Here is a 12,333-nt window from a genome sequence, read left to right as displayed (position 1 = left end):
TGGACGAGGTACCTGCCCGCCCGCGCCGCATTTTCAGGCATCCGGCATTCAGCAGACGAGGCATCGATGGACGGTTATATCCGCAGCGAGCGGGAAGAATATTTTGAGCAGTTGTGCATCAGCGTCGACGCTGACGAAGCACACGAACAGGAAGCGATCGAGTTCTTCGAGAATCAGTTCGACCAGGCCGACTTCGATCCCGCGCAATGGCTCGACATTGCGCTCTACTATTCGCCGGCCGTGGCGCGCGGCATCGTCGATATGGTCACGGCGGACGACAAGGCGCGTAGCAACATCGCCGAAGTGATCGCCGACAATCTCGACATCTCCTACGGCGAAGACGAATGCCAGCAATTCGCCGAGACCATCGAATTCGCGCTGAACAACGGCGTGCCGGTGGACCTCGACCTCGTGCTCGACGGTTGCCAGCGCGCAATCGACGATCTCGACACATGGGCCGACGACGACACCAAGGCGCCGCTTCTGCGTCTGCGTGAAGAGTTGTTGCGCCAGCAGGGCGAGCATTGAGCGTCCCGCTTTAGTTCGCAAGACACACTCTCTGCGGCGCATGCCTGCGGGTTCATTCCCGCCGCTGCGCCGCGGACACCCGGCCGGCGCATTCGCGCCGGTCTCTTAAGCATGTGCCGCAATCCGCACCCTCGCGACGGCATCCACACGCTATCAGCGAATGCGCTGTGCCCGCTGTGCCGAAATGCTCATTCAAAACGCCTTGAACTGCCAAGACGACAGTAAATTGGCTTTCTATATTCGGGCCAGATTGACGGACGGATGAATGCGACTGTGCGCCGGCAAAAGGAATGGGTTCGGGAAGCCCCCTAAGGGACTTCCTTCAGGCGCCTCGAAGGGGGCGTCCTCTGGGCGTATTCCACTATTGTTTATGGCGCCGGATCATCCGTAGTCTCTCGATGCGCGCCGTGAGACGTCCACGCTCGCGCGTCGATCCAGCGTTACTGCCTTGCCGCTTTCACAACCTGAAACTGTCGATGGAAGGAGAGACCATGAGTCTTCGCAACACGCTGAAACCGCTCGCCCTGTTAGTTGGCGCTATCTTCGCCGTCGCGCCGCCGGCCACGTTCGCCGACGATCTGCCGGTGAAGATCGGTTTTGCCGCGCCGCTGACGGGCGCCAACGCCGGCTACGGCAAGGACCTGGAGAACGGCGTCCGGCTCGCGATCGAGGAAGCCAACGCGCAGAAGATCAAGATCGGCGACAAGGTCGCGCAATTCCAGATCGTCTCCCAAGACGACCAGGCCGACCCGCGCATCGGCGTGCAGGCCGCCCAGAAGCTGGTCGACTCGGGCGTTTCCGTCGTGGTGGGCCACTTCAACTCCGGCACGACAATTCCGGCCTCGCAGATCTACGAGCAGTCCGGCATTCCGGTGATCGACCCGGCTGCCACGAATCCGGTCATCACGGGACGCGGCTTCGCGAACACCTTCATGGTGATTTCCACCGACGCGCAAAACGCCGGCAACGCGGGCGTGTATGCCGTGGAAGTGACCAAGGCCAAACGCATCGCGATCATCGACGACCGGACCGCGTTCGGCCAGGGCGAGGCCGACGAGTTCGAGAAAGCAGTGAAAGCGCACGGCGGCAGCATCGTCGCGCGTGAGTACACCGACAATAAAGCGGTCGATTTCAGCACGCAGATCACCAAGCTCAAATCGACCAACGCCGATCTGATTTTCTTCGGCGGACTGGATACGCAGGCCGCCGGCTTTGCGAAGCGCATGAAGCAGCTGAACATGAACGCGCAGTTGGTGGGCGGCGGCGGCGTGATGGATCAGGACTTCATCAAGCTCGCCGGCGATTCGGCTGAGGGCGTGATGGCGTGGGAATACGGACGCCCCCTCGCGCAACTGCCGGGCGGCAAGGATTTCTCGGCGAAGTTCAAGAAGCGTTTCGGCGTGGATATCCTGTCCTACGCACCGTTCGGCTATGACGGCGCATGGGCCGCGATCAAGGCCATGCAGCAGGCCAAATCCAGCTCGCCGAACGACTACCGGCCCGTGCTAAAGGCGATCGATTTCGAAGGCGTGACCGGCAAGATTTCCTTCGACGGCACTGGCGCGCTGAAGAGCGGCGCGTCGACGCTGTACCAGGTCAAGAGTGGGGCTTGGGTGCCGATCGTAACGAAGAGCGGAAGCTAAGACAGGTTCCGGCACGGGTTCCGGGGCGGTATCCTGCTTTTTGCGTCCGCTTTTTGCGTCCGCTTGTTGCCCCCGTGCCGGCGCCATCGCTACCGGTTCTTCGAATCGGCGACCTTGACCACCAGGCCGGCATCGAGGTCCCGCTCGATTTTCACCAGGTCGTCGTGCATTTCGGCGAATTCATGGGCAGAACACATCTGATGTCCAAAGGCGGCGCGCAGGTGCCGCCTGACCTGCAAGAGGCGCGACACGGGATCGAAAACGTAGCTGGATGAAAACGTCAGAAACCGGTCTTGCACCGCTGTGTCCGCCGGCAAATCCGTCACTCGCACGAAGCGCGGCAGCGTCATTTCCAGCGTCTCGTCGAACTCTCCGCCAATGCACGCCCACGGCTGAGTCCTCGCAGGCTCCGCAAGCCACGCCTGCACCTGCGAACCCATGCCGCCCGCGAAACTCGTCAAAGCGGGTATTGCCGTCGTGCCCTCGGTCCAGACGAAGTGCTCCACTTTCCCTTGCATCGATGTCGCAAACGGTCCCGTCGTCGTAGTGAGATCCGCTGTGCGCAATTGCGCGGTGCCGTGCAAACCCGTCTGCAATAAACGGTTCGCGGCGATCTGCTGCGTGCGTTGCCGCGTCGCGCGACGAAACGTGTTGCGTTCGATCTCTGCCGTGAAACCCGTGTCTTCCACGCGGTAAGCGTAGTGCGCCGCCCCGCTTTCATCGACGTCGATCTGCACGCGCGCATTGCGTTCGCGCAATTGAGTGGCCGGCGTTCGAGACAGGACGCCCTCGCCCACCAGCAACACCGGCCTGTCCATCACGCTCGGCGGCAGATAACCGAACGCCGTGCCGCCGGCTGTCGTATCCGCGAACAACGACAACTCAGGAATCCAGATAATCGCATGATTGATCGCGCTTGCGCCGTAGCCGGGCACGTCCGGCAAGCTGTAGTACGGCCCGAGATTGAGCAGCACCGCTTCGCTGCGGATGCCGAGCGCGGCCAGCAACGCGCCATAGAGCGCGACATGATCCTTGCAATCGCCATAGCGATTGCGCAGGATATCGATCGCCTTGTGCGGGATCGCCGCCGTCTCGCCGAGGAACAAGGCCACGTAGCGGACATTCAGGCGCATCCAGTCGTATAGCAACTGCGCCTTCACGCGTGGGTCGGCAGTGCCGGCGCTCAACGCTTGCGCGAGGCGGACAATCGCCGGGTCGCTCATCGTCGCGTCCACCGCGGGCCCGCGATATCGCGCGGCAAAATTCGCGAAGTCCGGCACCGTCGATACCATCAACCGGTCGCCCCAGTTCGCATAGCCGACCGCGCCCGCTTCGAGCGGCGCATACGGCCCGTGTTGATAGTCGAACTCGTAGCGGGTACGGCCATTTTCCGTGACCGGCGGCACGGCGACGTAGCCGCGCGCGTCGGCATAAAGCGGCACGTCGGCGGGCAGGTCGAAAATCAGGCGTTGAAGTTCGACGGGGTCGCGAGTCGGCTCTACCAGGTACGCGAAGGTGCCCGCCTGCAGCGGCTTCGTGCGGGTCTTACGAAACGCCAGATGCACGCGCGAGCCAGGTTCCACGCCCGGGAAGATCACCGTGCGCAACACGCCGTCCTCGAAACTCGGCGCGCCTGCGGAGCGTGGCTCCTGCACGTCGCGAATCGCCTCGGGACCGACCGGATGCGCGACGCCGCCCGCGTCGATGGTCTCGGCGGCCAGCAACTGCACCTGCTCGATGTCCTTGTTGAACCACACGTAGCGTTGCGCGATATCGTCGACGCCGCTCGTCGTGTTGGCGCGCAAGACCGTGTCGTCGTGCTCTTCGACGGAGCCGTCTTTCTGGATCGTGAAGAGATGAACGTCGCGCTCGATCGTGGAAGGCGCGCGATCGTCGCCGGATGCGGTGGACGCGCTATCGCCGGCGAACGCGATGGACAGCGGACACACACCCAGCGCCAACCCGAAGGCCAGCCTGAGAAAGTACGCCATGCTGGCGACGTTGCTACGCCACCTCCTCGCGCGCGGCATCACTCCGTTTCGCCGAGTTGCCCGAGTAAAGCCTGCAACCGCTCCACGTGCCTGAGCAGAAGATGGCGATGTTTTTCGATCTGCTCCAGCCGTCCCGCGAGATCGGCCTGAATCGGATCGTCGAGATCGGCGGCGGCGATCACGTCTTCCACCTTGGCGCGCATGGACGCCAGTTCCACCGGCGCATGGCTCAGATGCCGCTCGAAACGCCGCACTTCCTGAATCGCCACGTCGCGCACTTTGCGAAAGTGCGCCTGACGCCGATGCGTTTCGGCGTCGAGAATTTCTTCTTCGACACGTTTGGCCGGCCCCGGCTGGCCGAAAATCGGCTCGGGCGGCCGCAGCACCGTCTTCTTTCGCACGGGATGCGCCGTGCCGCGAAACCGCGCGAGCGGCTGTTCGTTATCGATCGCCTCGCGCGCATTGGGCGGTATGTCATGCTCGGTGTGCGGTGCGTTCATCCAGCCAGCCGGCAATCCGGTGACCGCTTCGATCCCGCGCACGAATTCCTCGCTGAATTCGCGCTGACCGGACAACATCAGCTTCAGATAGCTCGCGGAAAAGGTCATCATGCGCGCGAGGCGCGACGCCGCACCGACCTCGCGGGTCAACAGCACCAGGTTCGCTCGCCAGACCGGGAGCAGCAATTCGTCGGAATCTTCCATCGCTGGGTCTTCCATTTTTTTGCCCGATGTGAAGATCACGCGCTTACGCGCGTCATCGTTTTGAAAGGGTAGCCGCTTCACGCCATGACGCGCAATCCCGGCATCACATCCCATGCGCGTCGATCTGTCGTTTTTACACGCCACTGCGCGATTTCGCACCGTCGTGCGCCAGTCACCGCCCGTGGCGGCTCGCGGCGCTCATTGTTGTGAATTGACCCATGCATTTGTCCAGCGTTCCTCCGCTCTGAACGCGCAATGTGGCATGCTTGCGAACCGTTGCGGCACGCGCCGTGCTTCAACGCTAATACCCCAACACCGATTAAGGATTCTGTAATGAAGAAGTTTGTTCTCACCATCGCCGCTGCCGTCGCCGCTCTGAGCGCCATTGCGCCCGCACAAGCGTATGAGCATCATCACCGCGAATGCCACAAGGTGCACGTCCATCATCATTGGGAAAAGCGCTGCCATTAATGGTGCTGCCATGCCCTAACCGGCGCGGCACGTGGTGAAGCCCCGCTACTCGCGGGGCTTTTTTTCGCCGGCAGGTAGGAGACAGCGCAACGGGTTGGACGCGCTCTATACGTTCTGCGCGAAAACGGCAGCATGCAATCACGGACACATGCTGTTACACCTTTGCGGTGTCAGCCGACGCGGACACGGCTTTGCGCACCTTGCGCAGCACCGTGAACCGAGTGGAAGGAAAGATAAAACGACCGCGCGATAACGCGTGCGTCACGCCGCCTCGACGAGCTCCAACGCTTTGACGACGAGCGCTTCCAGCAAGGGCTCGACTTTCGCAGCCAGCGTTTCGTCATACGCATACGGCATGTGCTCTTCCATATACGTGATCTGCGACAGTTCGAGCTGCAATGCATGCACGCCTTGCGACGGCTGCCCATACTCGCGCGTGATATACCCACCCTTGAAGCGACCATTGGCAACAGCCGAATAGCCGCCGTCATGTCGCTCGACGAGCGCAGCCATTTCTTCGGCCAATCCCGCCACCGCGCTCGCGCCATTGGAGGTGCCGAAGTTGAAATCGGGCAGACGTCCTGCGAAGAAACGTGGCACATGCGAGCGGATCGAATGCGCTTCCCACAGCAGCACCTTGCCGTGTTTCGCTTTCAGCGCTGCAAGTTCTCCTTGCAACGCCTCGTGATACGGCTTCCAGTACGCTTCGCGACGGCGCGCGACTTCAGTGTCAGTCGGCAGTTGGCCGTCGAGATACAACGGTTCCTTGTCGAAGGTATCGACCGGCAGCAGACCGGTCGTGTCCTGCCCCGGATAGAGGTTTGCGCCATCGGGCGGACGGTTCAGGTCGATCACGTAACGCGCGTAGGTCGGCGAAAGAATCGACGCGCCCATGCGTTTTGCGAATGCGTAGAGACGGTCCAGATGCCAGTCGCAATCGTCGGTACGCTGCGCGACGGGCGTCATCGTCGCGGCGATGTCGGCGGGGATCTGCGTACCCAGATGCGGAATCGAAATGAGGAGCGGCAGGCTTCCCTGATGCAGCGAGAAAACCGGCGTTGGGTTCGAATCAGTCATATCAGTCCGGAATCGGTGAGATCGAAGAATCAGTTCAGCGGATCATGCAAGTCGCGCCGGCAGCCGCGTTATTTGAGCAGGTCCGCAAGCGCCACACGATAGCGTGCGTACGCGCCCTTTTCATCGCGATGCCGACGATTGTCCACGACCTTGTCGCCGCCCGCATACACGTCGCGAATCGGTGTTTCGCCATGCTCGCAGAATACAACGCCCGAGAGCCAGGCGTGCGGCGCATGCTCGGCAATGCTCGAATGATCTACGTCGAGCACGAGCCAATCGGCACGGCAACCCGCCTGCAAGGCGCCAACCGCGCGGCCCGTCGCGCGCGCGCCGCCTTCGAGCGCAGCGTCGTACAGACGGTCGGCGACATGCGTGGTCTGCGCCGACGCCAGCACATTGCGTTGCCGGCGCGTGAGACGCTGGCCGTATTCGAGCAAGCGCAGTTCCGCGCGCCAGTCGACGCCGATATGGCTATCCGAGCCCACGCCCATGCGTCCTTGCGCGTCGAGATATTCCTGCGCGGGAAAAATGCCGTCACCGAGATTGGCTTCGGTCGTTAGGCACAGCCCGGCAACCGCGCCACTCTTCGCGAGCGCCAGCGTTTCGTTCGTGTCGACGTGAGTGGCATGCACGAGGCACCAGCGGCTGTCTACGTCGAAACGATCGAGCAGCCATTGCACCGGACGTGCGCCCTCGGTTTCCAGGCACGCGTCGACCTCGGCGGTCTGCTCGGCAATATGGATATGAACGGGCGCAGTGCCGTCGATGCCGCCGAGCAGCGCGCGCAATGAATCCGCGGATACGGCGCGCAGCGAATGCGGCGCCACGCCGTAGCGCAACGCGCCGCTTTCGGGGCGTGCCGCGCGCAAGGTGCCGAGCAGATCGAGCAGGCTCTCCGGCGTGTTGATGAAACGCCGCTGATCGTCACGCGGCGCACGCGAGCCGAAGCCGCTGTACTGATACAGCACCGGCAGCATCGTCATGCCGATACCGCTCGCCGATGCCGCATCCACGACACGTTGCGCGAGTTCCGCCTGATTCGCATAGCGGCCGCCCTCAGGCGTGTGGTGCACGTAGTGAAACTCGCATACCGACGTATAACCCGCCTTCAGCATTTCGATGTACAGCCACTGCGCGACGCTCGCCAGGCCTTCCGGCGTGATACGCGCGGCAAAGCGATACATCAGGTCGCGCCAGCTCCAGAAGTTGTCCGTAGCGCCCGCGCCGGACGCGGCGCGATATTCGGTGAGACCGGCCATTGCGCGCTGAAACGCATGCGAATGAAGGTTCGGCATGCCAGGCAATACAGGACCGACGGCTTTCTGCACACCGGCGGGCGGCGCGGACGTATCCGGCGTGACGGACGTCAACGTGCCGTTCGTGTCCCACTCCAGCAGCACGTTGCGACGCCAACCGTCGGGCAGATAAGCATGCTCGGCGAACAGCGATCGTTTCGATTGTGTTTGTGTCTGCGGTTCTGTCTGCGTTTGTGTCATCTCTCAGGTCCTAGCTCAATTCGCGCCGCTTATAAACGGTTTCACCCGCGCGTACGACTTGCGCGCACAACGGACGTCCAATCCAGTAAGCCAGCTCGGCCAGCGAATCGACCGACCACGCCGCGAAGTCGGCCGCTCGTCCGGCCTGCAGCGAGCCGTGCCGATCCGCCTTGCCGAGCGCGCGCGCCGCGTGCGAAGTGACGCCTTGCAGCACTTCGGGCACGGTCATGCGGAACAGCGTGGTGGCCATGTTCATCATCAGCAGCAGCGAGGTGGCGGGCGACGTGCCGGGGTTGCTGTCGGTCGAAATCGCAATCGGCACCTCATAGCGCCGCAGCAATTCCAGCGGCGGCAACTGCGTCTCGCGGATGAAGTAATACGCGCCCGGCAGCAACACGGCCACCATGCCGGCTTCTTTCATCGCGGCCACGCCGGCTTCGTCGAGAAATTCGAGGTGGTCGGCGGACAGCGCATGGTGGCGCGCCGCGAGTGCCGTGCCGCCGCCGTTCGACAGTTGCTCGGCGTGCATTTTCACGGAAAGTTTGTAACGTTCGGCCGCCTCGAAAACGCGCTCGCTTTGTTCCAGCGAAAAACCGATTCGCTCGCAGAACACATCGACTGCGTCGACGAGACCCTCGCCGGCAAGCGCGGGCAGCATGGTATTGCAGACTTCGTCGATATACGCGTCGGCGCGGCCGGCGAATTCGGGCGGCAACGCATGCGCGCCGAGAAACGTCGTGTAGACCGTTACCGGATAGCGCTCGCCCAATTGCCGCGCGACGCGCAGCATCTTGCGCTCACTGGCGAGATCGAGGCCATAACCGGACTTGATCTCGATCGTCGTCACGCCTTCGGCAAGCAAGGGTTCGAGCCGCGCGGCCGACTGACGCAGCAGCGAGGCTTCATCCGCGGCACGCGTGGCGCGCACCGTGGAGACAATGCCGCCGCCCTGGCGCGCGATTTCTTCGTAGCTGACGCCCGCGAGGCGCTGCGCGAATTCGTCCGCGCGCTGCCCGCCGTACACGAGGTGCGTGTGGCAATCGACGAGACCCGGCGTGACCCACGCGCCGTGCAGATCTTCGCGCGGCCATGCGGCGTATTCGGCGGGTAAATCGGGGGCCGCGCCGAGCCACACGATCGTGCCGTTCTCAACGGCGAGCGCGGCATCCGGCAGCGTGTGTTGGGGATCGCCCTGCGGGCAAAGTTTCAGGTGATGCCAGACGGTTTGCTTCATCGCGTGCTCTTTGCAGCTTGTTGCGTGTCTGTGGTGGTTCGCATGCGCGCGCCGTGACGGATCTGGGCGTGCATACGAATCGTCGTCAGCCTTGTGCGTAGCGGATACTGATGGCGAGCAAGGCGCCCTCGCCTTCTACCACGCATGACAGCGCGTTCGGTGTGTCGATACGCAGCGTGTCGCCCGCTTCGAGCGATAGCGGTTGCGCGGCGCCCGGCGTGACCCGCACGGCGCCTTGCGCGCAGTACAGCAGGACCACGTCGGCGCAAAGCGTGCGCCGCGCTGCGCCGCGCCATACTTCCACCTCACCCTGCGCCGCATCGCGACGCACCATCAGGTTGAAGTCGCGCGTCGCGCCGTCGACAAGGCGCGCGTCGATGTGCGCTTCGCCGGCGAAGCGCGCCATGTCGAGCGCTTGCGTCAACGCGTGTGTCTTCTCGCCGCCGGCTTCGTCGAGCAGCATGCCCGCACCGGACAACAACACGAGCGTGCGATCGATACCGGCAAAGCGCGAGAACGGCCCGGCTTGCGCGACATCGGCAACGCTCACCCGCCACACGAACGCGTCGAGCCCCGCGCCTTCTGGAAAAGCCGCCACTTCGCGGGTGACGCCGCCGCCGTTCTTCCACGGCGCCGCCACGAGGTCGGCGCCGCGAATCAGCGTGAGGGTAGCCCCGCTGCCGATTGGCGTGCTGTGAAGCGTGCCATGAAGCGTGCCGTGAAGCGTCACGATCAGCGGCCCAGCATCGGCAGATTGAGACCGGCCTCGCGCGCCGTTTCCTGCGCGAGTTCATAGCCCGCATCCGCGTGACGCATCACGCCGGTTGCCGGATCGTTGAACAGCACGCGGCCGAGGCGCTCTTTCGCGGCATCCGTGCCGTCCGCGACGATCACGACGCCCGAGTGCTGGCTAAAGCCCATGCCCACGCCGCCGCCGTGATGCAGCGACACCCATGAGGCGCCGCCTGCGGTGTTCAGCAGCGCGTTGAGCAGCGGCCAGTCGCTGACCGCGTCAGAACCGTCCTTCATCGATTCGGTTTCGCGATTCGGGCTTGCCACCGAACCGGTGTCGAGGTGATCGCGGCCGATCACGATCGGCGCCTTCAGTTCGCCGTTCCTGACCATTTCGTTGAACGCCTGGCCCAGACGATAGCGGTCCTTCACGCCGACCCAGCAGATCCGCGCCGGCAAGCCCTGGAACGCGATACGTTCGCGCGCCATGTCGAGCCAGTTGTGCAGATGCGGATCGTCGGGAATCAATTCCTTGACCTTGGCATCGGTCTTGTAGATATCCTCGGGATCGCCCGACAGCGCGACCCAGCGGAACGGCCCCTTGCCTTCGCAGAACAGCGGCCGGATATACGCCGGCACGAAGCCCGGGAAATCGAAGGCGTTTTCCACACCCATTTCCAGCGCCATCTGACGGATGTTGTTGCCGTAGTCGAGCGTGGCGGCGCCGCGTTCCTGCAGCGTCAGCATGGCTTGCACCTGTTTGGCCATCGACTGCTTGGCCGGCAGGATGATGCTGTCCGGCGCGGTCTTCATCCGCTCACGCCAGTCTTCAACGCTCCAGCCTTGCGGCAGGTAGCCGTGAATCGGATCGTGCGCGCTGGTCTGGTCGGTCACGCAATCCGGCGTGATGCCGCGCGTCACGCACTCGGCGAAGACGTCGGCGGCATTGCCCAGCAGGCCGATCGACACAGGCTTGCCGGCCTGCTTCGCTTCGTCGAGCATGGCGAGCGCTTCGTCGAGCGTCTTCGCCTTTTTATCGACGTAGCGCGTCTTCAGACGGAAGTCGATGCGCGTCTCGTCGCATTCCACCGCGATCATCGAAAAACCGGCCATGGTGGCCGCGAGCGGTTGCGCGCCGCCCATGCCGCCCAGACCGCCGGTCAGAATCCAGCGGCCCTTCGGCTCGCCGTTGAAGTGCTGGTTCGCTACCGAGAAGAACGTCTCGTAGGTGCCCTGCACGATGCCCTGGCTGCCGATGTAAATCCAGCTGCCCGCCGTCATCTGGCCATACATCATCAGGCCCTTGCGATCGAGTTCGTGGAAGTGTTCCCACGTCGCCCAATGCGGTACCAGATTCGAGTTCGCCAGCAGCACGCGCGGCGCGTCGGCATGCGTGCGGAACACGCCGACCGGCTTGCCCGATTGAATCAGCAGCGTTTCGTTTTCTTCCAGATCCTTCAGCGACTTGAGAATCTGATCGAAGCAATCCCAGTTGCGCGCGGCACGGCCGATCCCGCCGTACACGACGAGCGCATGCGGATGCTCGGCGACTTCCGGGTCCAGATTGTTCTGGATCATCCGGTACGCGGCTTCCGCGATCCAGGTCTTGCAGGTCTTTTCCGCGCCGCGCGGTGCGCGGATCGTGCGGGTGGGATCAAGACGCGGATCGATGTGTTTCGGGTTGTTCATGATGGCCCTCGGAATGCTTGTAGATAGTCGAAAAAGAATCGGATTCGGAAAAGACGGCGTGTTAGAAGTGTCCGGTAAAGCGATAACGGCTGCCGGGATGCCAGAGATTGGCGATCGAAGCGACCTGGCTTTGCGACCATGTGCGCCGATGCAGCACAAGGCACGGTTCGAGTTCGTCCATGGTCAGCAACTCGCGCGTATCGCCGTCAGCGGCGAGCGCTTCGATGCGATACTCGACGCGCTGCAGCGGCGCCACGCGCACGAGATACTGGTTCGGCGTGGTGTTCGTAAAGTCCTGCAACGCGTATTCGGGCGCAACCGCCGGATTGACCCAACGCTCTTCGAGCTGCACCGGCTCGTCGTTTTCAAAATGCAGCACGCGCGAATGAAACACCGGGCTGCCCGCGCTCACCTGCATTTCCTCGGCGAGCGCTTCGTCGGCGATACTCGCGCCGATGTGCAGCACGTTCGCCTGATAGCGATGACCGCGCGCGACGATTTCGTCGGAAATGCTGCGGATCGCCACCAGTGTCGATTCGTACTTGGGACGGGCCACGAAGGTGCCCGAACCTTGGACACGCGTGAGCACCTGCTCCGAAGTCAACTCGCGCAATGCGCGGTTGACCGTCATGCGCGCAACGTTGAATTCGCGCGCCAACTCGTTTTCGGAGGGCACCTGGTCGCCTTCGGCCCATTCGCCCGCATGGATGCGCGCGAGGATGAAGTCCTTGATGCCCTGATAGGCCGGTGCGTTCATTGGCTTGATAT

The 12,333-nt window shown here is 63.2% G+C and carries 11 protein-coding genes; 3 read left to right on the top strand and 8 right to left on the bottom strand.

Annotated elements, in window-relative coordinates; all coding sequences use genetic code 11:
- The first annotated feature begins 66 nt into the window (after window positions 1-66).
- Together AC57B1_RS16995 and AC57B1_RS16990 are read left to right on the top strand one after the other, a co-directional pair.
- Window positions 67-528: a hypothetical protein gene (locus AC57B1_RS16995; RefSeq protein ID WP_091795089.1), complete on the top strand. Its 462-nt coding sequence runs from the start codon at window positions 67-69 to the stop codon at window positions 526-528.
- 491 nt (window positions 529-1,019) lie between these two features.
- On the top strand, window positions 1,020-2,171 hold the full coding sequence (locus AC57B1_RS16990) for a branched-chain amino acid ABC transporter substrate-binding protein (protein WP_408343091.1): 1,152 nt from the start codon (window positions 1,020-1,022) through the stop codon (window positions 2,169-2,171).
- A gap of 89 nt (window positions 2,172-2,260) precedes the next feature.
- Here the strand turns inward: AC57B1_RS16990 and AC57B1_RS16985 are convergent, their stop codons facing one another.
- Together AC57B1_RS16985 and AC57B1_RS16980 are read right to left on the bottom strand one after the other, a co-directional pair.
- Window positions 2,261-4,162 (bottom strand): DUF3857 domain-containing transglutaminase family protein, encoded by a 1,902-nt coding sequence (locus AC57B1_RS16985; RefSeq protein WP_496418112.1) that lies wholly within the window; start codon window positions 4,160-4,162, stop codon window positions 2,261-2,263.
- A gap of 38 nt (window positions 4,163-4,200) precedes the next feature.
- Window positions 4,201-4,866 carry a hypothetical protein gene (locus AC57B1_RS16980; protein WP_408186209.1) on the bottom strand — a complete coding sequence of 222 codons (666 nt, stop codon included), beginning with the start codon at window positions 4,864-4,866 and terminating at the stop codon, window positions 4,201-4,203.
- A gap of 333 nt (window positions 4,867-5,199) precedes the next feature.
- Here AC57B1_RS16980 and AC57B1_RS16975 point away from each other — a divergent pair, with 333 nt between their 5' ends.
- Complete coding sequence (locus tag AC57B1_RS16975) at window positions 5,200-5,337, top strand: hypothetical protein (RefSeq protein ID WP_177204991.1); 138 nt, start codon at window positions 5,200-5,202, stop codon at window positions 5,335-5,337.
- A gap of 261 nt (window positions 5,338-5,598) precedes the next feature.
- On the opposite strand, the gene hutG is transcribed toward AC57B1_RS16975, so the two are convergent.
- The 6 genes from hutG to hutC form a co-directional block, all read right to left on the bottom strand.
- Window positions 5,599-6,414, bottom strand: a complete 816-nt coding sequence (gene hutG, locus AC57B1_RS16970) for an N-formylglutamate deformylase (RefSeq protein WP_496418111.1) — start codon at window positions 6,412-6,414, stop codon at window positions 5,599-5,601.
- A gap of 68 nt (window positions 6,415-6,482) precedes the next feature.
- The gene (locus AC57B1_RS16965) at window positions 6,483-7,910 is read right to left on the bottom strand and encodes a formimidoylglutamate deiminase (protein WP_496418110.1); all 1,428 of its coding nucleotides are present in this window, start codon (window positions 7,908-7,910) and stop codon (window positions 6,483-6,485) included.
- Between the two features lie 10 nt (window positions 7,911-7,920).
- Window positions 7,921-9,144 (bottom strand): imidazolonepropionase, encoded by a 1,224-nt coding sequence (gene hutI, locus AC57B1_RS16960; RefSeq protein ID WP_496418109.1) that lies wholly within the window; start codon window positions 9,142-9,144, stop codon window positions 7,921-7,923.
- 85 nt (window positions 9,145-9,229) lie between these two features.
- Complete coding sequence (locus AC57B1_RS16955; protein WP_496418108.1) at window positions 9,230-9,874, bottom strand: HutD/Ves family protein; 645 nt, start codon at window positions 9,872-9,874, stop codon at window positions 9,230-9,232.
- Window positions 9,875-9,876: 2 nt separating this feature from the next.
- Window positions 9,877-11,565, bottom strand: a complete 1,689-nt coding sequence (gene hutU, locus AC57B1_RS16950) for a urocanate hydratase (protein WP_408186214.1) — start codon at window positions 11,563-11,565, stop codon at window positions 9,877-9,879.
- A gap of 61 nt (window positions 11,566-11,626) precedes the next feature.
- A complete protein-coding gene (gene hutC, locus AC57B1_RS16945) occupies window positions 11,627-12,322 on the bottom strand; it encodes a histidine utilization transcriptional repressor HutC (protein ID WP_091795112.1) in 696 nt (231 codons plus the stop codon).
- Window positions 12,323-12,333: the final 11 nt, after the last annotated feature.

This window comes from Paraburkholderia sp. BGA-UO-ETr-F21 (assembly GCF_059567925.1).
The sequence above is the reverse complement of the archived record's forward strand: the minus strand, read 5'-3'. Positions and strand labels throughout refer to the sequence as shown.